Consider the following 24,254-nt stretch of genomic DNA (forward strand, 5'->3'; position numbering starts at 1 on the left):
TCGTGATCGCTGCACCACACGCCAGCGGGTTGCAAGCAACGGGCATGACGCCTATCTTGCGGCCGGTAAACAGGCGGACACGCCGTCTTGTGCCGACTGGCGGTTTCAAGATGCGGTCATGACGGCATAATGTTATTCAGACGTAGAAAACCGGTCACGATTTCCGAAAGGCTTCGCGCGCTTGTTTGGCCGCGCAAGGGCTTTCGGCGTGGCCCCCGCTACATGGCGCTGCGTATCCTGCGCCTGTCGTCGTCACCGCACTCGATCGCAATCGGGGTCGCTGCGGGTGCCGCCTCCTCATTCACGCCCTTCTTCGGGCTGCATATCATCATCGCAGTTGCACTCGCTTCCGTGTTCTCCGGCAATCTGCTTGCCGCAGCGATCACCACGGCGCTCGCCAACCCGGTGACGATCCCGATGATCCTGACGGCGTCCTACGAGCTTGGAACGGTCATCATCGGGCCGCAGGCGTCAGGTCCGGCAACCGGCGCGGACGTCGCGCATATGGTCGAGCACCTCGAATTCTCGGGCCTTTGGGGCCCCGTCTTCAAGCCGATGCTCATCGGATCGGTTCCGCTTGCCGCCGCCGGCGCCCTGATCTTCTACCCGCTGGCCTACCAGACGGCCCGTCTTTTCCAGTCCCGCCGCCGACGCGCACGGTCGTCCGGTGTAAGGTCCACACCATGATCATCGGCATCGGCAGCGACCTCATCGACATCAGGCGCATCGAAAACTCCCTCTCGCGTTTCGGCGAGCGTTTCGTCAATCGCTGCTTCACCGAGGTGGAGATCGCCAAGTCCGAAGGCCGCAAGAACCGCGCCGCCTCCTACGCCAAGCGCTTTGCCGCCAAGGAGGCCTGTTCCAAGGCGCTCGGCACCGGAATAGCGCACGGCGTCTTCTGGAAAGACATGGGCGTCATCAATATGCCCGGTGGCAAGCCCACGATGCATCTGAGCGGTGGTGCTGCCGAACGGCTTCAGGCGATGGTGCCCAAGGGGCATCGCGCGGCAATCCATCTGACAATTACCGACGATTTCCCGCTGGCGCAGGCCTTCGTGATTATCGAGGCACTCCCCGTTGCCCCGCCAGAGGGAACGGTTTAGAGCATTCCGTTGAGAAATCCGGGCGTGCCCGATTGCGGGGGCAGGGTGCCCTTGCAGCATAGATACAAAATTGCGCATCCGCCTTTGAGGCTGGAAACCGAAAGCGCAAACGACAGTTGATTGAGCGGCACGCTTGTAGAGCGCACCGATGACAAAGGAAGACAGCAGCGTGGCAGAAAAGACAGAAGCGAAGCAGAGCGGTCTCTGGGAGAATGTGAAGGTCATCATCCAGGCACTGCTCCTGGCCGTGGTCATTCGCACCGTCTTCTTTCAGCCCTTCACCATTCCGTCGGGCTCGATGATGCCGACCCTGCTTGTCGGCGACTACATCTTCGTCAACAAGTTCGCCTACGGCTACTCCAAGTATTCGCTGCCGTTCTCGCCGGATCTGTTTTCGGGCCGCATCTTCGCCAGCGAGCCGAAGCGCGGCGACATCGTCGTCTTCCGCTTCCCGCCGAACCCGGACATCGACTACATCAAGCGTCTGGTCGGCCTGCCCGGCGATCGCATCCAGGTGCGCAACAGCATTCTCTACGTCAACGACAAGCCGGTCGACCGCGCGCCTGACGGCGCGTTCCGTGCCGACGATCAGTACGACACCGGCGGCGACGTGCCGGTCTACCGCGAAACCATGGACAACGGCGTTTCCTATGACACGCTCGATCAGTTCCCGGATTCGCGCGGCGACAACACGCGCGAGTTCATCGTGCCCGAAGGTCATTACTTCATGATGGGCGACAACCGTGACAACTCGGCCGACAGCCGCTTCGACGTCGGCTTCGTGCCGGCCGAGAACCTTGTCGGCCGCGCAAGCCTGATCTTCTTCTCGCTCGGCAACGACACCTCGTTCCGTGAAATCTGGAAGTGGCCGGCGAACCTGCGCTACGACCGCCTGTTCAAGGCGGTCGAATGATGAAGGCGCGGTCGCTAAGCGCGGAGGATCGGGCCAAGCTCGAGGCCGTGATTGGCTATCAGTTCAGCGAGAAGGAGCGGCTCGATCGGGCGCTGACCCATTCCAGCGCCCGCAATGCCAGGGGATCGAACTATCAGCGGCTCGAATTCCTCGGAGACCGGGTGCTGGGTCTGTGCGTCTCTGAGCTTCTGTTCCAGACGTTTCGTGATGCCAACGAAGGCGAGCTTTCTGTGCGGCTGAACCAGCTCGTCAGCGCCGAGAGCTGTGCCCAGGTCGCCGACGACCTGGAACTGCACCAGTTTATCCGCACCGGTTCCGACGTGAAGAAAATCACCGGCAAGGCGATGATGAATGTGCGCGCCGATGTGGTAGAGTCGCTTATCGCCGCCATCTATCTCGACGGCGGGCTGGAGGCGGCGCGCAAATTCGTGCTGCTACACTGGAAAGAGCGGGCGACCCGCGCCGACGGCGCCCGTCGCGATGCCAAGACCGAATTGCAGGAATGGGCGCATGCCAAGTTCGGCATCGCGCCGACATACCGGACGGATGACCGCTCCGGCCCCGACCACGATCCGCGCTTCACCGTGACCGTTGAGGTCGGGGGCGTTGCGCCGGAGACGGGGACGGATCGATCCAAGCGCGGCGCCGAGCAGGTGGCCGCGACGAAATTGTTGGAACGCGAAGGCGTGTGGCGGAAAATCTCCGCCGGAAATTGACGGAAAACATGACGGATATGGAAAAAGATACGGCCGCCGAAAGCGCGCCGACCCACTCGGGTTTCGTGGCGCTGATCGGCGCCACCAATGCCGGCAAATCGACGCTGGTCAATCGCCTCGTCGGCGCCAAGGTTTCGATCGTCAGCCACAAGGTTCAGACGACCCGGGCGATCGTGCGTGGCATCGCCATCCACGATAACGCACAGATCGTGTTCATGGACACACCCGGCATCTTCAAGCCACGGCGCCGGCTCGACCGGGCGATGGTGACGACGGCCTGGGGCGGAGCCAAGGACGCCGACTTCATCATGCTGCTGATCGACAGCGAGCGTGGCCTGAAAGGTGATGCGGAAACGATCCTTCAGGGCTTGAAGGAAGTCCACCAGCCGAAGATCCTGGTTCTGAACAAGATCGATCAGGTGCGGCCGGAGGATCTGTTGAAGCTCGCGGCAGCGGCCAACGAGACGATCAAGTTCGAGCGCACCTTCATGATCTCCGCGCTGACGGGATCGGGCTGCAAGGACCTGATGGATTATCTTGCCGAGACGCTGCCGGAAGGACCCTGGTATTACCCCGAGGACCAGATTTCCGACCTGCCGATGCGCCAGCTTGCGGCCGAAATCACCCGCGAAAAACTGTTCCTGCGCCTGCATCAGGAGCTTCCCTACGCCTCGCATGTCGAAACCGAGAAGTGGGAAGAGCGCAAGGACGGATCCGTTCGCATCGAGCAGGTGATCTACGTCGAGCGCGAAAGCCAGAAGAAGATCGCGCTCGGCAAGAACGGCGATGCGATCAAGGCGATCTCCACCGCGTCGCGCAAGGAAATCTCCGAGATCCTCGAGCAGCCGGTGCACCTCTTCCTGTTCGTCAAGGTGCGTGAAAACTGGGGCGACGACCCAGAGCGCTTCCGCGAAATGGGTCTTGAGTTCCCGCGCTGATCGGCAAGCTTCACGATATGCATTAACGCCGCTCGCCAGCCCCGCTGGCGAGGGGCTCTTCTCAAGGCGCGGTTTAGTGCCTCGGCCGAAGCCTGCAGGCGGGACTTGTCTCCGCACTCGGGTCAAGGCGCCTGTGGCGCGCTCGCGCTGCTTCCTTCAAGACAATCGCGACCGGATACGTGCCGTCACGACGCCGGTTGCCTTTTTGCCAGCATCGGTCCGGTCGTCTCCGCACGGTTGGTCCAGACGTAGCCCGAGAACGTCTCCGGCACCAACTCAAGATCTTCCGCGCTATCGATGCCCGTGGTGAAGTCGCCCCCCGCATAGGGTCCGAGCAGGATGATCTCGCTGCCGGCCGATTTCATTCGTTGCGCAAAACGGTCGGGCCAGCCCCAGAGCCAGGGAGGCGTTGCCAGCAAGGACGTGTTGAGAAGCCAGACGACGGCGGCAAACAGCACGGCGACAATGACGAATCTTTTCATCCTGATTCTCCCTCTTGCCACCGGGATTGCTCGACAATGTGGCGCTACCGTGATGTTGCGCGCTGGGCGTGTGGACTGGGTATTGCGAACGATCTGTCAACCGCCGGCCGAATTGACCGGTGCGCGCACGCGTGAGAGTTAGATGGCATTCCCGCAGGTTCAGGAGAGAATTCATGCCGCAGCTCGTCGATGGAAAATGGGTCAAGGGCGACGTTGCGGCGAGCGAGATGAAGGGTGGGGCCTTTCACCGGGAGCCGACCCGTTTCCACAGCTGGATCACGGCAGATGGCGGCCCGGGCCCGCAGGGGCAGGTGGGTCTTCCGGCGGAAGCCGGACGCTATCGCCTGTTCGTTTCCTATCTCTGCCCCTGGGCGTCGCGCACGATCGCCTTTCGCAATCTCAAGGGGCTTCAGGACGTGGTCGGGCTTACCGTCTCCAACCCGCTTTTGGGCGAGGATGGCTGGGTTTATGACGAGCCTGTCGATGCCGGTCCACGCGTCGGCATGATCCGCTTCCATCACGAGCTCTATACGGCGAGTGACGCCGGCTACACCGGCAAGGTCTCGGTCCCCGTCCTCTGGGACATGAAGGAAGGGCGCATCGTCAACAATGAATCCGCCGACATCATCCGCATTCTGAATTCGGCCTTCGACGACCTGACCGGCAATCGCCTCGATTTCTACCCTCAAGCGCTGCGTGCAAAGATCGATCGCTGGAACGATCCGATTTACGAGCGCGTCAACAACGGCGTCTATCGCGCCGGTTTTGCCAAGACGCAAGCCGCCTATGACGAGGCCGTCACGAGCCTGTTCGGGATGCTTGATGAGCTCGAGCGCCATCTGACGGCCAATCGCTACGTCGCGGGCGAATATCTGACGGAGGCCGATATCCGTCTGTTCGTCACATTGATCCGTTTCGATGCGGCCTACCACGGCGTCTTCAAATGCAACCTTCGCCGGATCGAGGACTATCCGGCGCTTTCCAACTATCTGCGTGAAATCTACCAATGGCCCGGTATCGCCGAAACGGTGCGCATCGATCACATCAAGCGTGGCTACTACGGCATCGCCCACGTCAATCCGACCCGTATAGTGCCCGCCGGTCCCCTGCTCGATTTCTCCCGCCCACATGACCGGCTTTCTCTGCCGGGTCGAGGGGTCGTCGGCGCTGATACCGCTTCGGCCGATTTACTAAGCAAACAAATCTTTGAGGGGGCATAAAAAACCCATTGCCAATCGATTGAAGCTTACTAAGTTAGTGGAAGTTCTGATGGATAGGAGCCAGATGGCAGCTGGCCTTACGAATTTCCGGTAACGCGTGCATGAGGAGCGCAGCATGTTTGCCGGATGCCGTTAGGCCACGCCCGAGCCGGTTTTCGCCGCTTCCGGACGTGCTTTGCGTCACGCCCATGCGTTTCGTGTCATGCGGGCTACGACGCCCTCCGGAATCCCCGATAGAACCGGCACCGTCGCCGCGCCTGTGCGCCAGGACATATATGTCGGTCTGGCTGGGGTTGGATATGAATGCGGCATTGTTGAATCTGCTTCGCCGTCTGGTGCGCAAGGGCAACCTGACGGTGTTCTTCTCTGCGGGTGAGCAGGTCATTCTGGGCGATGGCTCGGGAAAACCGGCAACGATCCGCATTGTCGATGCGGAGGCCGAAAAGGCGATAGCGCTCGACCCGAGCCTTCGTTTCGGCGAACTCTATATGGACGGGCGCGTCGTCGTCGAGGACGGCGATATTTTCGACGTGCTCTCGATCGTAAAGGAAAACGGGCTCGAGAACGCCGCGACCGTTCGATACACCCTGGTTGCTCTTCAGCACGTGTTGCGCCAGCAGGTGAAGAGCCGAATGCCGGTCAACCGCAACCGGCACAATGTGGCCCATCACTACGATCTCGATCGCAAGCTCTTCAATCTTTTCCTGGATCAGGACTGGCAATATTCCTGCGCCTATTTCGAGCCGCCGGGCATCTCGCTCGACGAGGCGCAGCTCGCCAAGAAACGCCATATCGCCGCCAAGCTGTTGCTCGAACCCGGGCAGAAAGTGCTTGAGGTCGGCTCCGGCTGGGGCGGGATGGCCATGTATCTGGCTGAATCCTCCGGCGTCGCGGTGACGGGCATCACGCTCAGCGAGGAGCAGCTGAAAATCTCGCGCGAGCGGGCGGCTAAGCGCGGTCTGTCCGATCGCGTCCGTTTCGAGCTTCAGGACTACAGGACGATGCAGGGGCGGCAGTTCGATCGCATCGTCTCGGTCGGCATGTTCGAGCATGTCGGCATCGGTAATTACGGCCGGTTCTTTCGCAAGATGCGGGAGCTTCTGAAGCCGGAGGGCGTGATGCTGCTGCACTCGATCGGGCAGGTCTACAAGCCTTGGGCGACCAATCCCTGGATCGAGAAGTACATTTTCCCCGGCGGTTATATCCCGGCGCTTTCGGAGGGTCTGCCGTCCGTTGAAAAGACCCGACTTCTCGTCAAGGATATCGAGCTCCTGCCGATGCACTATGCCTGGACGCTGAGGGCGTGGCGGGAACGCTTCCTGGCGCGGCGCGAAGAGGCGGTAAAGCTGTTCGACGAACGCTTCTTCCGCATGTGGGAGTTCTATCTTGCCGCCTCCGAGACGGCCTTCCTCCATGACAAGCATTTCATCTTCCAGCTGCAGCTGTCGCCGTCGCTCGACACCGTGCCTTTCGCACGCGGTTACATCGAGGCGAAGGAACGGGAACTGATGGAATTCGAGAAGACCCGCTCGCCGCTTGAGCCGGTGGATATCTAAGGCGTGTCGCCCGAAAGTGCGTCCCAGTTTCGAGACAACGACATGCGTATAAACAAGTGCTCGATCACGTTGTATGGATCCGTTCATTCGACGTGATCCAGCCTGCCATCTCCTGTGGAGTTCCGGTTTTGCCGCGCAGGCCTTCACTTGGCCTTGAAGGCCTGCGCCTTTATGGTCGCCGACTGAAAACAGGAAAGACGGATCCCATCATGGCCAGCCCAGCAAAACCCATCGCCGCCATCATTGCCAGCGAGATCAAGGCGACGACCTCCCAGGTCACCGCCGCCGTGGAGCTGCTCGATGAGGGCGCGACGGTGCCGTTTATCGCCCGTTACCGCAAGGAAGTGACCGGCGGGCTCGACGACACGCAGCTACGCACGCTGGCCGAGCGGCTGACCTATCTGCGCGAGCTGGAGGCAAGGCGGGGCTCGATCATCGAATCCATCCGCGGACAAGGCAAGCTGACCGACGAACTCGAAGCCAAGATCGCCGCCGTCGAAACCAAGGCCGAGCTTGAGGATATCTATCTGCCCTATAAACCGAAGCGGCGCACCAAGGCCGAGATCGCCAGGGAGCGTGGCCTCGGACCGCTTGCCGAGGCCATTCTCGCCGACCGGACGATCGCACCTGCTGACCGCGCTGGCGCGTTTCTGACGGCGGACGTGCCCGATGTGAAGGCCGCGCTCGACGGCGCGCGCGACATCATCGCCGAGGGCATGACTGAGAACGCCGACCTGCTCGGACGCCTGCGCAACCATATGAAGGGGGCGGCGTTCCTGCGAGCCAAGGTTGTCGATGGCAAGCAGGAGGCCGGCGCCAAGTTCTCGGATTATTTCGATCATTCCGAACGCTGGGCGACGACGCCGGGTCACCGGGCGCTTGCCATGCTGCGCGGCTGGAACGAAGAGGTGCTCACCGTCGATATCGTCGTCGATCAGGACGATACGTCTCCGGTCAAGCCGGTGGATCGCATGATTGCGGCCGCCTACAATGTCGGCGGGCAGCTGCCGGGCGACAAATGGCTTTCCGAAGCCATCGGCTGGACCTGGCGGGTGAAGCTGTCCATGTCACTGTCGCTCGACCTGATGCGCGAACTGCGCGAGCGGGCGGAAGAGGAAGCGATCCACGTTTTCGCCCGTAATCTGAAAGATCTGTTGCTGGCCGCTCCCGCCGGCTCGCGCGCCACCATGGGGCTGGACCCCGGCATTCGCACCGGCGTCAAGGTCGCCATTGTCGATGGCACCGGCAAGCTCCTGGAGACGACGACCGTTTATCCGTTCCCGCCGAAGAACGACGTCCGCGGCACGCAAGCCGAACTGGCTTCGCTGATCCGCAAGCACAAGATCGAGCTGATTGCGATCGGCAACGGTACTGGCAGCCGCGAGACGGAGAAGCTTGTCGCCGACATGCTCGCCCAATTGCCGGCGCCGAAGCCGACCAAGGTTATCGTGTCCGAAGCCGGCGCTTCGGTCTATTCCGCCTCCGAGACTGCCGCGCTTGAATTCCCCGGCCTCGACGTCTCGCTGCGTGGCGCCGTCTCCATCGCCCGGCGTCTGCAGGATCCGCTCGCCGAACTCGTCAAGATCGAGCCGAAGTCGATCGGCGTCGGCCAGTATCAGCACGACGTCGACCAGTCGAAACTCAGCCGCTCGCTGGATGCGGTGGTGGAAGACGCAGTGAACGCCGTCGGCGTCGATGTGAACACGGCATCGGCGCCGCTGCTCGCACGTGTCTCCGGTCTTGGCAAGTCGTCGGCAGAAGCGATCGTCGCGCACCGCGATGCCGCCGGCCCGTTCGCCAGCCGCAAGGAGCTCTTGAACGTGGCGCGTCTCGGCGCCCGCACCTTCGAACAGTGCGCCGGCTTCCTGCGCATTCCTGATGGCAAGGAGCCGCTCGACGCTTCCTCGGTCCATCCGGAAGCCTACGGCGTCGCCAAGAAGATCGTTGCGGCCTGCGGGCGCGACGTGCGCACGCTGATGGGTGACAGTGCGGCGTTGAAGCAGCTTGACCCGCGTGTGTTCGTCGACGATCGTTTTGGTCTGCCGACAGTCAAGGATATTCTGGCCGAGCTGGAAAAGCCGGGCCGCGACCCACGCCCGAGCTTCAAGACCGCGACCTTCGCCGAAGGGATCGATGACATCAAGGATCTGAAGGTCGGCATGCAGCTCGAAGGCACGGTGACCAATGTTGCCGCCTTCGGCGCCTTTGTCGATGTCGGCGTCCACCAGGACGGCCTCGTCCATGTCTCGCAGTTGGCCGACCGGTTCGTGAAGGACCCCCACGAAGTGGTCAAGGCTGGCGACGTGGTTCAGGTGCGGGTGACCGAAGTGGACGTCCCGCGCAAGCGCATCGGCCTGACGATGCGCAAGGATGGTGGTGCCGACACGGGCCGTGAGGCGAGGGGGCCGGCGTCGAACAACGGTAATCGCAGCGCGCCGGCGCGCCCACAGAAGCCGCAGCAGCCGTCGCAAGGCGCGTTCGGCGCCGCGCTCATGGAAGCGATGAAGCGAAAGTAATCTCCATCGCCCGGAAGTCGTATCGGCTTCCGGGTTTCTATCTATAAATTAGGTAATTGTAATATACGGATTGCTCCGCCATACTGATCTCGTGGCGGCACTTGTATCGTGTCGCGAGCAAGTGCCGATCATAACCATGCCGGTCTACGGCGGAACAGGTCAGCGGAAACTCCTTTTCCGCCGGGTCTCCCGGCGAAAGGAGGTGCGTCATGGGACGCAATGTGATCCGTGGCCTCGCTCGAGCCGTCATATTGGCGGCCGCAGTGACGGCACATCCAAATCCGGCAAGTTCGCAAACGATCGCGAACTGTGCCGAGCGGTCCGAAGTGATCGAATTTCTCTTGCGCCAGTATCAGGAAAAGCCGGCGGGGATCGGATTGATCAACCCGCATGCGATAATGGAGATCTACGCGGCCGACAGCGGCACCTGGACCCTGATCGTCACTGATGTAACCGGCCGAAGCTGCGTCATCCTCGCCGGTAAAAGCTGGGAGGCATTGCCTCCGTTGCCGATACCGAAGGCTTGAGGCATCGACGGTGTCGAGCTTCGAGCAGGTGGCTAACCCAACGCCATTACCGGGCGGAGTGCCCGGCGCGTGATCATTCGTCGTCTAACTCTCAGTGTGGCCGACCGACGCTGGCATAGACAAAGCCATGCTTTGCCACTTCCTCAGGGCGATAGATGTTTCTAAGGTCGACCAGAACCGGCCCTTTCATCACGGCTTTCAACCGGCGGAAGTCGAGCGCGCGGAACTCGTTCCATTCGGTGACGATGACAAGCACGTCAGCCTCTGTGGCCGCCTCATAGGGGTCGGTGGCATAGTCGATGCCGTCGATCAGCTTCTTGGCGTTTTCCATGCCTTCCGGATCGTAGCCGATGACATGGGCGCCGGCATCCTGCAGGGTCTGGACCACTGTTATGGCCGGGCTGTCGCGCATGTCGTCGGTGTTCGGCTTGAAGGTGAGGCCGAGAACGGCAATCTTGCGTCCGCGCACATCGCCGCCGGCAGCGGCAATCACCTTGCGGCCCATGGCGCGCTTGCGGTTGTCGTTGATGGCGACCGTGGTTTCGACCAGGCGAACGGGGCTGTCGAAGTCCTGGGCCGTCTTGACCAGCGCCAGCGTGTCCTTCGGGAAGCAGGAGCCGCCATAACCCGGGCCGGCATGCAGGAATTTGGCGCCGATACGGCCGTCGAGGCCGATGCCGCGGGCAACGTCCTGCACGTTGGCATCGACCTTCTCGCAGAGGTCGGCCATCTCGTTGATGAAGGTGATCTTCATCGCCAGGAAGGCGTTGCCGGCGTATTTGATCAGCTCGGAGGTGCGGCGCGAGGTGAAGACCAGCGGCGCCTGGTTAAGGTAGAGCGGACGGTAGACCTCGGTCATCACGTCGCGTGCGCGTGCATCATCGTCGGCAAGGCCGATGACGATGCGATCGGGGCGCTTGAAGTCCTCGATCGCAGCACCTTCGCGCAGGAATTCCGGATTGGAAACCACCGCGAAATCAGCGTCCGGATTGGTTTCGCGGATGATGCGCTCGACCTCGTCGCCGGTGCCGACCGGAACCGTCGACTTCGTCACGATGACGGTGAACCCCTTCAGGTTGACGGCGATCTCGCGCGCGGCGGCGTAGACATAGGAGAGATCCGCATGGCCGTCGCCGCGCCGCGACGGCGTGCCGACGGCGATGAAGATCACGTCGCTGTCGGCGACCGCCGCAACGAGATCCGTCGTGAACGACAAGCGCCCGGATTGGACATTGCTCGCAACGAGATGGTCGAGACCGGGTTCGAAGATCGGGATGCGCCCCTGCATTAGGGCGTCGATCTTGCTTTCGTCCTTGTCGAGACAGACCACGTCATGGCCGAAATCGGCAAAACACACACCGGAAACAAGGCCGACATAGCCGGCGCCGATCATCGTGACTTTCATCTGCTCTTCCTTTTGTTGCGAGAGCTTCGCTTATGGAGAATAGCGGCTGCGGCGGTCGTTGCCGGATGCCGCCTGCGCCTCAGTCTTGCATGGCTGGTGAGCCAGCCCTTTCCGGGCGACCGTAATATTCGTCGTACCACGCCGCAAAGCGCGTAACGCCGTCTTCCACTGAAATCGACGGCTTGAAATCGGTGAGCGCCTCGAGCAGGTCCGGAGAAGCGTAGGTGCGAGGCACGTCGCCCTGCTGCATCGGCAGCAGGTTGCGAAGGGCCGGACGGCCGACGGCCTTTTCGATCGTCTCGATGAAGGTCATCAGCTCCACCGGCTGGCCGCCGCCAATGTTGACGACACGGAACGGCGCCTGCCGCGACAGCGTGTCCTCGGCCTTTTCGGGCGGTACCCGGTTTTCTTCCGAGGGAACGACATGGGAAAGCCTGAGGATGCCTTCGACGAGATCGTCGATATAGGTGAAGTCACGGCTCATGCGGCCTTCGCCGTAAATGTCGATCGGCCGGTCGTTGTGGATGGCGTCGATGAACTTGAACAGCGCCATGTCGGGCCGACCCCAGGGGCCATAGACCGTGAAGAAACGGAAGGCCGTCGTCGGCACCTTGTAGAGATGGGCATAGCTGTGCGCCATCAGTTCCATCGATTTCTTCGTCGCCGCATAGATCGTCATCGGCTCGTCGGCCCGGTCGGTCTCGGCGAACGGGACTTTTTCATTGGCGCCGTAGATCGATGAGGTCGAGGCCAGCATCAGGTGCTTTGGGCCGATCTCTCGTGCCAGCTCCAGCATGTTCCAGGAGCCGATGAGGTTGGAATCGACATAGGCTTTGGGGTTTTCCAGGCTGTAGCGGACGCCCGCCTGCGCTGCCAGGTGGATGATGACTTCCGGCTCGGCCAGCTCTGCGGCGTGGTTCAGTGCATCCCGGTCTTCCAGCATGCCGACGACCGCCTTGAAGCCGTTCGAGCGGGCGAGGATGGCGTGCCGCTGCTCCTTGAGCGTCACATCGTAGTAGGGCGTCATGCCGTCGAAGCCGACGACGAAATGCCCCTCGTCGATCAATCGCTTGGCAAGATGAAAACCGATGAAACCGGCCGTGCCGGTAATGAGGTAGCGCAAGACGATATCCCCAGATTGCGTTGTCGCGCGTTCATACGAAGAAAGCAGGGCAATGGAAAGCCGAAACCGTCACTCCGAGGGACCGCCGAGCCCTTGCTGCAAGGCGGAAAGGACCGACATCGCGTGACCGGCATATTGGCTGATCCAGCGATTGTGGATCGCCTGGATCGGCATGGCGTTGAGGTGGTTCCAGCGCTCGCGGCCTTCGCGCTGGACGATCACCAGGTCGGCCTCTTCGAGAACCTTCAGGTGCTGCATGACGGTGCAGCGATCAAGGCTGGAAAACTGTTCACATAGCACGCCGGTCGTCTTCGGCTCATCTCTGAGGGCGTCGAGGATCTGCCGGCGCAGGCTGTTGGCAAGCGCCTTGAATATCAAGTCGTCTTTCGAATCAGTTAACATGTTATATTTTTATAACATATGCTGCGGCAGCACAATGGGAGGAGAGATCATGTCTTTCGAATTTCGTGTGAATGGACGCATCGACCGGCCTGTCGCCGAGGTTTTCGATGCGGTCGTCAATCCGGACCAGATCAGCAAATACTTCGTCACCCTCGGCGGGGTCAGCGGGCCGCTCGTTGCCGGCACGACGGTCACCTGGTGGGGCAATGTGCCGATTGAGGTCGAGGCCGTGGAGCCGCACGAGCGCATCGTCCTTCGCTGGGATGCGATGGTGGAGAAAGGGGAAGAGCCCTATCGCACCAAAGTCGAGATGCGCTTCAAGTCTCTCGATGACGGCGCAACCATGGTGACGATCGCCGAGACCGGCTGGCGCGAGAACGCGCGGGGACAGAAGAGCTCGTACATGAATTGCGAGGGTTGGTCGCAGATGCTGGCCTGCATGAAGGCCTGGCTCGAATACGGAATCAATCTGCGCCAGGGCTATTATGTCAGCGAATTGTCCGGCCAGCCGGCGACGGAACCGCAACTCTAAGGGAGTTCATGCCATGACCATCACGGGTGGTATCAACATCGCGATGAAGGTTCCGTCGCATCAGTATGAGGCGGTCGTCGCCTTCTACCGCGACACCGTCGGGCTCGAGCCTTTCGACGAGAAGGCGCCGGCCAAGGGTTTCATCCTCGGCCCCAACAGGTTGTGGATCGACGAGGCGCCGAATTATAGCCAGGCGGAGGTGTGGCTCGAGCTCTTCACCGACGACCATGAGGCAGCACTCGGCGGGCTCGCCGACAAAGGCGTCGTGCGCTGCGACGCGGTCGAGGATCTCGGCGAAGGTTTTCGCGGCGGCTGGATCATGAATCCGGCCAACATCGTGCACATGGTGCGCACGCCGGACGCCTGGTAGACGCCCGGCGGCGAGTTTAGTAGGCCAGCGGCTCGCCGGCGGTTGCCGGCGTCGACATCGGGGCAAGCGTCGCGCTCATCGGCGCTTCCGCCTGCAGCACGACGACGCGCGAATCCTTCGGCACGCGGCTGTAGAGGTCGATAATGTCTGGGTTGAAGAGCCGGATGCAGCCGCTCGAAACCGCCTTGCCGATCGACCACGCCTCGGTGGTACCGTGGATGCGGAACAGGGTGTCGCGGTCGCCCTGGAAGAGATAGAGCGCGCGGGGCCCAAGTGGGTTGCGCACTCCCGGCTCCATGCCGCCGGCAAGCGGGCCGTAGCGCTCCGGTTCGCGCGCGACCATGCTGGAGGTCGGTGTCCAGCGCGGCCATTCGGCCTTGCGGCCGATCCGGGCTTCGCCTTCGAACTCCAGGCCGGCCTTGCCGACGCCGATGCCGTAGCGCATCGCCATGCCCCCGTCCTGAACCAGGTAGAGGAAGCGATTCTGCGTGTCGATCACGATCGTGCCCGGCGGCTCATGCGTCGCATAGGCGACCTGCTGGCGCAGATAGCGCTGGTCGACCTTGCTGATATCGATGGCGTCCAGCGGAAACTTTTCTTCCGGCTTCGCCCCGTACATCGCGACATAGTAGGGATCGGGTCCCTTCGGCTTCGCCGGTCCGCCGCTGGTCACGCAGCCTGCGAGCGTGGACGTGGCAAGAAGAAGGGCGAAGAGCTGCGCCAAGCGGCCGGCGCTGTTCCGGGACACACACATAATCGGGTCAATGTTCCTGCTGATTGTATTTTGGGAAGGAGCGGACGTTGCCGCCATGTATCGCCGTTCTAACGCCGAACATGGCTCCGGGGAGGCGCGAGCATGGCGAAATTGAGGCAATCGGCGAGTGTAGCCGAAAGGCGACAGTTCGCATCCGGCACGAAAGCGCTTGATCCCGATGCCGTGTGGGCATCATCGCTTGATCCGCTTTCCGTCGCGGGTGTATGCCTTTTTCATGCAATGGAGCGATCAGGCCATCATTCTCGGGATCAGGCGGCACGGCGAAAGCTCGGCCATCGCCGAAGTCATGACCGCAACCCGGGGCCGGCATCTCGGCATGGTGCGGTCCGGCCGTTCGCGGGCCATGCAACCTGTCCTTCAGCCGGGAAATACCGTCGAACTGACCTGGCGGGCGCGGCTTGACGAGCATATGGGCGAATTTCGCATCGAGCCGCTCGAACTCCGGGCGGCGCGGCTGATGGAAACGGCCACATCAGTCTATGGCATTCAGGCGCTTGGCGCGCTCTTACGCCTGCTGCCGGAGCGCGATCCCCATCCCCATCTCTATGACGCGCTGGCCGTCATTGTCGATCACCTCGAGGATCCGGCCGACGCTGGTGAGCTGTTCGTGCGCTTCGAGCTGGCGGTGTTGAACGATCTTGGCTTTGGGCTCGATCTCACCGAATGCGCGGCGACCGGCGCGCGCGACGATCTGGCCTATGTATCCCCGAAGTCGGGCCGGGCGGTCTGCCGCGCTGCGGGAATGCCCTATGCCGACCGTTTGCTCGTGCTGCCGGAATTTCTCGCCGTCGAGGCACGAAGTGCGGCCGACTATGACAGCCTTGCCGCAGCCTTCCGCCTGACGGCTTTCTTTCTCAACCGCCATGTCTATGAACCGCGCGGGCTCAAAGTCTCGTCCGCGCGCGATGGTTTCGTCAACGCGGCGCTCAAGGCATTGAGGCCATCTTCTTCAGCTGCATGATCGACAGCGCAGCGCGCCCAAAGCGGCGAGCAAAGGACGCTGTGACGTCTTAAGGAGTTTTCCATGTTTCAAGAACTTTTTCCCGGCATGCCCGTATCCAGCATCGGCGTGCTTCCGCTGGATCGGGTCGCGCGTGACGGCGGGCTCAAGGTCATGCAGGATCTGTTGAAGGGCGACCTGCCGGCGCCGCCGATGTCGGCGACGCTCAAGTTCGGCCTGACCGAGGTCGAGGAGGGCAGGGTGGTCTTCAAGGGATTGCCGACCGAGGAGCATCTGAACCCGCTTGGAACCGTGCATGGCGGCTGGACGGCGACGGTGATGGATTCGGCGCTCGGGTGCGCGGTCTTCACCATGCTGAAGCCGGGCGAAGCCTACACCACGGTCGAATTCAAGGTCCACCTGGTGCGACCATTGCTGCCCGGAATGGGTGAGGTCTTCTGCGAAGGCAAGATCGTTCACCGTGGCCGGACCATCGCCACGTCGGAGGCCTGGTTGCGCGATGCTGGCGGCAAGCTTCTGGCGCATGGAACGGAGACCTGTGCGATCTTCCCGATCGACAATCTGCGCCGATAACGACCGGTCGAACTGCCTTCCTTCGACGCAATAACGATCGTCGGCCGGGCCGCGGCAAAGGCGCACGGGGATAAGTTCGCTGTCTCCCGTCCGCTGGGACGGCGACAGCAGGCTCGCCTGTCGCGACGCCTGCGCATTGGGCGAATGAAACTATACATTTCCGCGAACAGATCGCGGCTCTCAACCGTCTATGCATTTGGCGGTGGCGCAAAAATCTGTATGGTCGCGGTCGGCCTGCGAATGTTGCCGCCAGGGGAAAACATGATTGAAGTTATTGCCTTAGTCGCTTTTGCTCTGGCGCTCTCTGCCTTTTTCGGTGGCAGGAAGACAGCCGAACGATTGGACGCCGAAGTCGCCGTGCTCAAGAAGGAGATCGCGCGACTGACCGCGACGGCCGGGCTCGCCCCGCCGGAAGGCGATGTCGCGTCGGAGCAGGCTGCCGGCATTGCTGAGCGGTCCGCCGATGTGGCGATCGACGATGACGAAGGCGTCGAAGGGCCCTCGGCGAGTGCGCGCGAAGGGGCAAGGATCTTTGGCGATGCCGAGCCGGCCAAGGCTGAGACCGCAGCCGACGAGGCCGTTGCGGCGAGTGTCGAAGCGGCCATCGCCGACACGACACAGCCGCGGCAGGCTGAAAGTCTGGAAAGCCGTCTCGGCGCTCGCTGGGCCGTCTGGGTCGGTGGCGTCGCGCTGGCGCTCGGTGGCGTCTTCATGGTCAAGTACTCGATCGACGCCGGTCTTCTGAGCCCCGCCGTACGGCTGACGCTGGCGGCGTTCTTCGGCCTGCTCTTGGCCGCTGCCGGCGAGGTCATTCGCCGCCGCGCGGTACCGGTCATCGCCAACGAATTCCAGAACGCCATGATCCCCGGCATTCTGACTGCCGCCGGCGCCGTCACGCTCTTCGGCGTCGCCTACGCGGCTTACGATATCTATGGCTTCATCGGCACGGCGACGGCCTTCGTGCTGCTGGCGATGATTTCGCTTGCGACCGTCGGCCTGTCGCTGCTGCATGGGCAGGCGCTGGCTGGTCTCGGCCTGCTCGCCTCGCTGGTCACGCCATTGCTCGTTTCGAGCGATGAACCGCGCCCCTGGGTTCTCTTCGGCTTCCTGTCGGTCGTCTGGCTGGCGACGCTGCTGGCGTCGCGGTTGCGGCGCTGGATGGTCGTGCCGACGCTCGCCAATGTCGGTATCGGTCTCTGGGGACTTGCCTACGTCACCGCCGTATCGCCCTTTGACGCGCTGCCGGTCGCCTTTGCGCTGCTGGTGATGATCCTGGGTGTCGGGTTGGTCTGGCCGGGCGCGGCGGACACGGATATGCCCGATGAGCCGTTGCCTGAGCCGACACGCCCGCTTGCGGTCGCGGGCCCCTGGGAGAAACTCTTCACGCCGGCCTATGCCGCTATCAGCGTTTCCGCCGCCATCGCCGCGACGGTGCTTGCACTGATCTTCATCAGCCCGGCCGTCAGCGCCGTGAACTACCCCGTCAAGGAATTCTTCGTCGTGGTCGCGGCCCTGGCCGCGCTCGGCGCATGGCGGACAAATGCCGTCTATCCGGCCCTCCTGTCTGCGCTCGGCGCGATCGCCGGCATCGGCAGCCTGACGGCGCTGAGCGGCGTGCTTGCCTATCTCGATTCGTCGCTCGCCGGCGTTGCGCCCGAGATTGTTCTGCCGAGCCGCACCGCTACGCTGACAGCCCTGCTGCTGGCAACGCTGTTCGTGCTGTTCGGTGCATTCGTGCTCGCCCGCCGCCTGCGCGAAAACACGCAGTTCGCTATTCTGTGGGCCGGTATTGCCGCCGTCGTCCCGGTTGCTCTCACAACAATGTCGTTCCTGATGACCGGCAACTACGCCTTCGATCTGCCGCACGGCCTTTTCGCGCTCGTTGTTGGTGGTGGCCTGCTGGCGCTTGCCGATTGGCTCTACCGCCGTGATGGCGAAACAGAGGGTCTGGATATCACTGCGAACCTTCTCATCGGCGGCTCCTTCGCGCTCTTCGTCATTGCCTTGCACGCCTGGACCGATGGCCTCGTCACCACCCTGGCGATCGCGGTGCTTGGCACCGGCTATGCCGGTGCGACCCGCATCCGCACCTGGCCGATCCTGCCCTGGATGATCGGAGCGGCGGCGATCGTCGTTCTCGGCCGCATCGCCTGGGAGCCGACGATCGTCGGAGCGGAAAACCTCGGCACCACGCCGGTATTTAACGCGCTGTTGCCGGGCTATGGCATTCCGGCGCTCTTGCTTGTCGGCTCGGCCTATCTGGTCCGGTCCTGGCCGGATCTACGGGTGCGCAACCTGCTGCAGGCGCTGGCGAGCCTCTTCGTGCTGTTGACGCTGGCGATCCTCGTTCGCCATGCCATGAACGGCGGCGTGCTCGACAGTGCCGTGCCGACGCTGGGCGAGCAGTCAATCTACACGCTGCTGGCGATCGGCGCCTCTGGTGTCTTCATGACGCTGGATACGAAGTCGCCAAGCCCTGTCTTCCGCTATGGCGGCATGGGGCTCGGCGTGCTCTCGATGCTTTCGGTCCTGTCCGCCCATCTCTTTGGGCTCAACCCCTATTTCAGCGGCGAGCTTCTGGGGCGCATCCCGTTCTTTGATCTGCTGCTGATAGGCTATCTCCTGCCCGGCATCGGCTATGCCGGCCTTGCCTGGTATGCGCGCGACAAGCGTCCGCTGCCCTATGTCATGGCGCTGGCCGTCAGCGGCGCGATCCTCGCTTTCGCCTGGGCGACGCTCTCGGTCCGCCGCCTCTGGCAGGGCGAGAATGTGGTGGATTGGAAAGGTTTCCTGCAGGGCGAAACCTACACCTATTCGGTCGTCTGGCTGGTGCTCGGCGTGCTGTTGCTGGTGCTCGGCTCGCGCTTCAATGCCAAGAGCATTCGCATCGCCTCGGCCGTGCTCGTCTTCATCGCCGTCCTGAAGGTCTTCCTGATCGACATGTCCAATCTCGAAGGTTTCCTGCGTGCGCTCTCCTTCATCGGGCTCGGTGGCGTGCTGATCGGCATAGGGCTGTTCTACCAGAAGATCCTTTCGGGCGTCGGTGTGAAGCGGCAACCGTCCGCTGGTCCGACCCAGCCGCAATAGGAACCAACCATGACCCGCAACTCTGCACTGGCGGCGGCATTCGCGCCGCATGGCGAACTCGCCGCCGTTCTCCTGCCGCATGCGTTTGCCGCGGATGACGGTTCGCACGATGCCTCCCACCTGATCCGGGTCTGGAAGAACGCCGCCCGGATCCATGTCGAAGAGGGCGGTAACGAACGCGCGCTTGCCGCGGCCGTATTGCTGCACGATTGCGTTTCGGTCGAAAAGAACTCGCCGCTTCGCATGCAGGCCTCCAGGCTTGCGGCCGAAAAAGCGGCCGGCATCCTGCGCGATCTTGATTGGTCGGCGGAAGAGATATCGTCCGTGGCCCATGCGATCCTCACCCACAGCTTTTCCGCCAACATCACGCCCGAGACGATCGAGGCGAAGATCCTGCAGGATGCCGATCGGCTGGATGCGATCGGGATGGTCGGCGCTGCCCGCTGCTTTTATATCGCCGGACGCATGGGCAGCGGTCTCTACGATCCGCTCGACCCGTTGGCCGAGGATCGGGAGCTCGACGACAAGGCTTTTGCCATCGACCATTTCGAGACCAAGCTGTTCAAGCTGGCCGATGGATTTCAGACGGTTGCGGGTCGCAGGCTGGCGCTCGAACGCCAAAAGCGGCTGCGCGATGTGCTTGCCATGATGCTGGATGAAATTTAATACCAGCGGAGCTTGGTATTAAATTTCAACCCATTAACGCCGTCCGGTGAATCGGATCGCGAACGGCCTGAATCTGTTTCCGAACGTGGAGCGTTTTTCGATGAAGGTGACCGGACTGAACATTCATCCGCTGAAGAGCGGCCGGGCGATCCCGCTTGAAACGATTGCCGTCAACCTTGACGGCTTTGAGGGCGACCGTCGGTTCATGCTGGTCGAGCCGGATGGGCGTTTCATCACCCAGCGCGAACTGCAGACGCTGGCGCAGGTCGAGGCGACCCACATCGATGGCGGCGTGCATTTGACGATGGGCGACAAGGCCCTTTCCGTCCGCTTCGATCCCGACCAGCGGCTCGCGGTTCGTGTCTGGGCAAGTGATGTCGATGCGGCGGTGGCCGACGATGCGGCAAACGACATGCTGACGAGCTGGTTCGGGCGGCCCGTCAAGCTTGCCCATATGGATGCCTCGGCGGAGCGTTTCGTCGGTGCCGAATGGGCCGGCACGGCAGCGCCCGTCGGATTCGCCGATGGCTTTCCGGTGCTGATCACCACCACAGGCTCGCTTGCCGATCTCAACAAAACGCTGGTGGAGAAGGGGCAGGAGCCCGTCGGCATGGACCGGTTCCGCACCAACATCCTGCTCGATTGCGACGAGGCGTGGGACGAAGATTTCTGGGAGAGCTTGGAAATCGGCGGTATCCGTTTCGACTTCGTCAAACCTTGCGCCCGCTGCATCATGACCACTCAGGACCAGATCACCGGCGAGCGCATCGGCGGCAATCCGATTCAGGGCCTGGCCGAAAAGCGCATGTCGGCCGATCGTCGCGTGGCGGGCGTGCTGTTCGGCTGGAACGTCGTGCCGCGCGGCGAGGGCACCTTGAAGCTCGGCGACGAGGCCCGGATCATCGGCCGGCGCCAGGAGCGCTGGCCGATGAAAGTGCGCGCCTCCGCCTGATAAGACGCAACCGGTCCGTCAGAACCAGGACGTGACGCCGAGCAGCTTCGCCCCGAGGTCCGACAGGTTGGCGGGCGTTGCATTGTGCCTTTCCCATTCGCGTGGATCGCCCGGAAAGGCGTCACGCTTAGGATGGTCGAGTTCGCGCCAGAGCCGGACGCGTTCTTCGCGTTCGGCCTTGTTGTCCCAGTCGGCCGGGTGCATCGAGATGTATTGCGCCATGCGCACCCTGCCGTCGGAATGGTTGGGTCGTACGCCGTGGGCGAGCAGGCTGTTGAAGATCATCAGGTCGCCAGCCTCCATCTCGATGTTGACGGTCGAAAGACCTGACATGTCGGGGTGCATGGGGTCTCTGTCCGCTGCTTGAGTCTTCTCCCAGGCCTCGAAGTTTTCAAACAGTTCTGGAACACATTGAAAGCCGCCGACGTCGCCATCCTGCTTCTTCAGGCTGAGCACGCCCTGGACGCCGATGGGTAGGGGCCGGATCGAGGTGTCGACGTCCCAATGGATGAAGCCGTTGGGATTGCCTTTGACCTTCTTCGGCGGGTTGAGGTTGGCGCGGTCGATCGTCACCCAAAGGTCTTCGCGATCCCAGATGTCGACGAAGGCACCGTAGATGCGCGGCTCCTGGCGGTTGTCCCAAAGGTACTGGTGATTGTAGATCTCCAACATGCCGGTGTTGTTGAGCTCCTTCATCGTGTGCTCGCGGCGCTGCGGCGCGTACCAGGTCGAAGGATCGGAAGGATCCTTCTCGTCGAAGCGCCAGAGCAGCTCGACGAGCCGCTCGACATTGGCTGGCGGCACGGCCTGCCGGACGATGACGTAACCCTTCGTGATCCAGTGCTGCCAGTCCTCTTGTGAGAGCACGTGCAGCGGCAGGCGCTTTTTGATGTCCTTCAGCTGGGTTTCTGCGGCGGCGGTGGGGTGACTGTCTCTGAGCATGCGCATGGCCTCCTGTGCATCTGTGTCTGTCTGTCGATGCAGGAAGACTAAGTGATCGCTGTCACGCGTGTTGCCTTCCCGAAGCAAGTATTGATACTAATCTGGCGTCATTGGCGATGTGAGTGCAATATGAAGCCCGTTCTACAGAAGATTCCAAGGCCGACAGATGCATCATCCATCCTGCTCGACCGGCGGCTCGACGATTGCATCCCATTTCAATGGCACCATCATCCGGAATTCGAGCTCACCCTGACGCTGAATTCGCGCGGCCAGCGCTTCGTCGGCGATCACATCGGTGCCTATGAGGATGGCGATCTCGTGCTGGTCGGATCGAACCTGCCGCACACCTGGCATTCCGCGTCCAAGGTCGATGAAGCCACACCCCATGTGGCACTGGTGCTCTGGTTCCACCCCGAATGGGTAGAGCGAATGCAGGACGGTTTCGTCGAACTCGGCGGCGTAAGGGCAATGTTCGATCGCTCGGCGCCTGGTCTGCATTTCTCCGAAGCGACCGCGCGCCGGGTTCAGCCGTTGTTCGAGCGTCTGCGTACCCTTGTGCCCGAGGAGCGGTTGCCGGACGTGCTTGCGCTGCTGACGATCCTTGCGCGCGACAAGCACGCATCTCCATTGTCGAACCGCGTCGTCGCGCCTTCAGGCAGGGCCGTTGATCGTGGTCGCCTCGACCGCGTGCTCGACCACATCCACCTGAACTATGCCGAAAACCCATCCATGGGCGAGCTTGCGGATATTGCCGCCCTTAGCCTCTCCGGCCTGCATCGACTGTTCCTGCGCCATCTCGATATGCCGATCTCTGAGTATCTGATGCGCTTGAGGATCGGCGAGGCATGTGCGCTTCTGTCCGGTTCAGGAAAATCCATCGCCCATGTGGCGGAAACGGTCGGTTATCGCTCGATCGCCAATTTCAACCGCCAATTCAAGGCACAGAAGGGTATGACCCCGCGCCAGTTTCGCCAGCGGTTCCAGGGAAACAGATGAGCCGCCTCCATCCTCATCAATTCCCGTGATCGCGCCGTCAATTTAATTGGCTTTTATCTGTTTTAGCTGCCGCGTAGGATCGCCGCACCTCAATTGGAGAAGATCCATGTCCGTTGTATCCGGTGCAGCCGCACCGTCGAGCGCCCGCCGGGAAATGCCCTGGTTGATCATTGCGGCAGGCTCGATCGTCGCGATGCTCACCTTCGGCCCGCGCTCGGCGATGGGCTTCTTCCAACTGCCGATGCTTGCCGATACCGGCTGGGACCGTACGACCTTCGGTCTGGCTATGGCGCTGCAAAATCTCTGCTGGGGCGTGAGCCAGCCGTTCTTCGGCGCGATCGCAGACAAGTTCGGCACCTGGCGCGTGCTGACCATGTCGGGGCTTCTCTATGCCTTGGGCCTGTTCATCATGGCCCATGCCAATGCGCCGATCTGGTTGCACATCGGTGGCGGCGTGCTGATCGGCATGGCCGTGGGCTCGGGCTCGTTCGGCATTCTGCTCTCCGCATTCGCCCGCAACGTCACGCCGCATCAGCGCTCCATGGCCTTCGGTATCTGCACAGCGGCAGGGTCTGCCGGCATGTTCCTGTTCGCGCCTCTCAGCCAGGGGCTGATCTCCTCCTATGGCTGGTCCGACAGCCTTGTCTATCTTGGCGTACTGATGCTGCTCGTGCCGCTCTTTGCCATACCTCTGCGTGGAAACTCGTCCTCCGGCATCCAGTCCGAAGCGCAGTACAAGCAGTCGATCGGCGAGGCGCTGAAGGAGGCGCTGGGGCACAAGAGCTATCTCCTGCTGGTCTCGGGGTTTTTCGTCTGCGGCTATCAGGTGGCCTTCATCACCGCGCATTTTCCCGCCTATATCGGCGACATCGGCATCGACGCCCGCTATGCGGTGATCGCGCTGGCGCTGATCGGGTTCTTCAACATCATCGGCTCGCTATCGGCGGGCTTCATCGGCCAGCATTATTCCAAGCCCTATTTCCTGGCCTGGATTTACATTGCCCGCTCGGTCGCCGTCACCGCATTCCTGTTGGTGCCGCAATCGCCGACCTCGGTCATTATCTTTGCGATCGTCATGGGCTTGCTCTGGCTTTCGACCGTGCCGCCGACAAACGCGCTCGTCGTCATCATGTTCGGCACGCGCCACCTCGGTCTGCTCGGCGGCATCGTCTTTCTCTCCCACCAGGTGGGCTCGTTCCTGGGCGTGTGGATGGGCGGCTACCTCTACGACCAGTTTGGCTCCTATGATCCGGTATGGTGGCTGGGTGTGGCGCTCGGCCTGTTTGCCGCCGTCGTGCATTGGCCGATCGAGGAGAAAGCCGTGCCTCGGCCGGCCTTGGCCTGAAGAAATCCATGAACGGAGCGTCGCGAAATGCGACGTTCCGTTCTTGAAATCTGTCACAAAACTTTCTAAATCAACCCATGCGGCTTTGCCGCTTTTGTTTTGGTTCAATTATGCTCAGTTTGAGCATAATTGAAGAGCCGCCCGAGAGAGGGGT

General features: G+C 62.1%; 23 protein-coding genes and 1 pseudogene. 18 read left to right on the forward strand and 6 right to left on the reverse strand.

All coding sequences use genetic code 11. From position 1 onward, the window contains the following. Positions 1–129: 129 nt before the first annotated feature. The 5 genes from AC244_RS00225 (at position 130) to era (ending at position 3,670) form a co-directional block, all read left to right on the forward strand. Positions 130–687, forward strand: coding sequence for a DUF2062 domain-containing protein (locus AC244_RS00225; RefSeq protein WP_053246867.1), 558 nt, complete (start codon positions 130–132; stop codon positions 685–687). Beyond that, a complete protein-coding gene (acpS, locus tag AC244_RS00230) occupies positions 684–1,103 on the forward strand; it encodes a holo-ACP synthase (protein WP_025426385.1) in 420 nt (139 codons plus the stop codon). Before AC244_RS00225 ends, acpS begins: the two co-directional genes overlap by 4 nt. Positions 1,104–1,272: 169 nt before the next feature. Next, positions 1,273–2,016: a signal peptidase I gene (lepB, locus tag AC244_RS00235; RefSeq protein WP_053247607.1), complete on the forward strand. Its 744-nt coding sequence runs from the start codon at positions 1,273–1,275 to the stop codon at positions 2,014–2,016. Further along, positions 2,016–2,732 carry a ribonuclease III gene (gene rnc / locus AC244_RS00240; protein WP_152975839.1) on the forward strand — a complete coding sequence of 239 codons (717 nt, stop codon included), beginning with the start codon at positions 2,016–2,018 and terminating at the stop codon, positions 2,730–2,732. The genes lepB and rnc overlap by 1 nt, the downstream gene beginning before the upstream one ends. A gap of 8 nt (positions 2,733–2,740) precedes the next feature. Continuing rightward, positions 2,741–3,670, forward strand: coding sequence for a GTPase Era (era, locus tag AC244_RS00245; protein ID WP_053247608.1), 930 nt, complete (start codon positions 2,741–2,743; stop codon positions 3,668–3,670). A 185-nt stretch (positions 3,671–3,855) separates the two neighbouring features. On the opposite strand, the pseudogene AC244_RS00250 reads toward era, so the two are convergent. Continuing rightward, a pseudogene (locus AC244_RS00250) lies at positions 3,856–4,071 on the reverse strand (glycerophosphodiester phosphodiesterase); the annotation flags it as partial. Positions 4,072–4,325: 254 nt separating this feature from the next. Between AC244_RS00250 and AC244_RS00255 the strand changes: the two are divergent. The 4 genes from AC244_RS00255 (at position 4,326) to AC244_RS00270 (ending at position 9,971) form a co-directional block, all read left to right on the forward strand. After that, on the forward strand, positions 4,326–5,372 hold the full coding sequence (locus tag AC244_RS00255; RefSeq protein ID WP_053246870.1) for a glutathione S-transferase family protein: 1,047 nt from the start codon (positions 4,326–4,328) through the stop codon (positions 5,370–5,372). A 299-nt stretch (positions 5,373–5,671) separates the two neighbouring features. Continuing rightward, positions 5,672–6,928: an SAM-dependent methyltransferase gene (locus AC244_RS00260; protein ID WP_053247609.1), complete on the forward strand. Its 1,257-nt coding sequence runs from the start codon at positions 5,672–5,674 to the stop codon at positions 6,926–6,928. 209 nt (positions 6,929–7,137) lie between these two features. After that, positions 7,138–9,444, forward strand: coding sequence for a Tex family protein (locus AC244_RS00265; protein ID WP_053246871.1), 2,307 nt, complete (start codon positions 7,138–7,140; stop codon positions 9,442–9,444). 209 nt (positions 9,445–9,653) lie between these two features. Continuing rightward, a complete protein-coding gene (locus tag AC244_RS00270) occupies positions 9,654–9,971 on the forward strand; it encodes a hypothetical protein (RefSeq protein WP_053246872.1) in 318 nt (105 codons plus the stop codon). A 91-nt stretch (positions 9,972–10,062) separates the two neighbouring features. On the opposite strand, the gene rkpK is transcribed toward AC244_RS00270, so the two are convergent. From rkpK to AC244_RS00285, 3 genes are all read right to left on the reverse strand, one after another. Then, entirely contained in the window at positions 10,063–11,376 is a 1,314-nt protein-coding gene (gene rkpK / locus AC244_RS00275) for a UDP-glucose 6-dehydrogenase (RefSeq protein ID WP_053246873.1), read from the reverse strand. 79 nt (positions 11,377–11,455) lie between these two features. Next, positions 11,456–12,499, reverse strand: a complete 1,044-nt coding sequence (locus AC244_RS00280; protein WP_053246874.1) for an NAD-dependent epimerase — start codon at positions 12,497–12,499, stop codon at positions 11,456–11,458. Positions 12,500–12,568: 69 nt separating this feature from the next. Then, positions 12,569–12,901, reverse strand: coding sequence for an ArsR/SmtB family transcription factor (locus tag AC244_RS00285; protein WP_053246875.1), 333 nt, complete (start codon positions 12,899–12,901; stop codon positions 12,569–12,571). Positions 12,902–12,950: 49 nt separating this feature from the next. On the opposite strand from AC244_RS00285, the gene AC244_RS00290 reads away from it, so the two are divergent. Beyond that, the gene (locus AC244_RS00290) at positions 12,951–13,433 is read left to right on the forward strand and encodes an SRPBCC domain-containing protein (protein ID WP_053246876.1); all 483 of its coding nucleotides are present in this window, start codon (positions 12,951–12,953) and stop codon (positions 13,431–13,433) included. Positions 13,434–13,446: 13 nt separating this feature from the next. Further along, on the forward strand, positions 13,447–13,803 hold the full coding sequence (locus AC244_RS00295; RefSeq protein ID WP_053246877.1) for a glyoxalase/bleomycin resistance/dioxygenase family protein: 357 nt from the start codon (positions 13,447–13,449) through the stop codon (positions 13,801–13,803). A gap of 16 nt (positions 13,804–13,819) precedes the next feature. On the opposite strand, the gene AC244_RS00300 is transcribed toward AC244_RS00295, so the two are convergent. Then, complete coding sequence (locus tag AC244_RS00300; protein ID WP_053246878.1) at positions 13,820–14,557, reverse strand: L,D-transpeptidase; 738 nt, start codon at positions 14,555–14,557, stop codon at positions 13,820–13,822. A gap of 235 nt (positions 14,558–14,792) precedes the next feature. Here AC244_RS00300 and recO point away from each other — a divergent pair, with 235 nt between their 5' ends. From recO to AC244_RS00325, 5 genes are all read left to right on the forward strand, one after another. Next, positions 14,793–15,539 carry a DNA repair protein RecO gene (gene recO, locus AC244_RS00305; protein ID WP_053247610.1) on the forward strand — a complete coding sequence of 249 codons (747 nt, stop codon included), beginning with the start codon at positions 14,793–14,795 and terminating at the stop codon, positions 15,537–15,539. 63 nt (positions 15,540–15,602) lie between these two features. Beyond that, positions 15,603–16,112 carry a PaaI family thioesterase gene (locus AC244_RS00310; RefSeq protein WP_053246879.1) on the forward strand — a complete coding sequence of 170 codons (510 nt, stop codon included), beginning with the start codon at positions 15,603–15,605 and terminating at the stop codon, positions 16,110–16,112. A gap of 261 nt (positions 16,113–16,373) precedes the next feature. Further along, positions 16,374–19,199 carry a DUF2339 domain-containing protein gene (locus AC244_RS00315; protein WP_053247611.1) on the forward strand — a complete coding sequence of 942 codons (2,826 nt, stop codon included), beginning with the start codon at positions 16,374–16,376 and terminating at the stop codon, positions 19,197–19,199. A gap of 9 nt (positions 19,200–19,208) precedes the next feature. Beyond that, on the forward strand, positions 19,209–19,865 hold the full coding sequence (locus AC244_RS00320; RefSeq protein WP_053246880.1) for an HD domain-containing protein: 657 nt from the start codon (positions 19,209–19,211) through the stop codon (positions 19,863–19,865). A gap of 100 nt (positions 19,866–19,965) precedes the next feature. Next, a complete protein-coding gene (locus AC244_RS00325; RefSeq protein WP_053247612.1) occupies positions 19,966–20,817 on the forward strand; it encodes an MOSC domain-containing protein in 852 nt (283 codons plus the stop codon). Positions 20,818–20,835: 18 nt separating this feature from the next. On the opposite strand, the gene AC244_RS00330 is transcribed toward AC244_RS00325, so the two are convergent. Continuing rightward, positions 20,836–21,759, reverse strand: a complete 924-nt coding sequence (locus tag AC244_RS00330) for a phytanoyl-CoA dioxygenase family protein (RefSeq protein ID WP_082366721.1) — start codon at positions 21,757–21,759, stop codon at positions 20,836–20,838. A gap of 129 nt (positions 21,760–21,888) precedes the next feature. On the opposite strand from AC244_RS00330, the gene AC244_RS00335 reads away from it, so the two are divergent. Next, entirely contained in the window at positions 21,889–22,755 is an 867-nt protein-coding gene (locus tag AC244_RS00335) for a helix-turn-helix domain-containing protein (protein ID WP_053246882.1), read from the forward strand. 106 nt (positions 22,756–22,861) lie between these two features. After that, the gene (locus AC244_RS00340) at positions 22,862–24,100 is read left to right on the forward strand and encodes an MFS transporter (RefSeq protein ID WP_053246883.1); all 1,239 of its coding nucleotides are present in this window, start codon (positions 22,862–22,864) and stop codon (positions 24,098–24,100) included. Positions 24,101–24,254 lie beyond the last annotated feature (154 nt).

The organism is Ensifer adhaerens, from assembly GCF_001270265.1.
GTDB classification, from domain to species: Bacteria; Pseudomonadota; Alphaproteobacteria; order Rhizobiales; family Rhizobiaceae; genus Ensifer; species Ensifer adhaerens_B.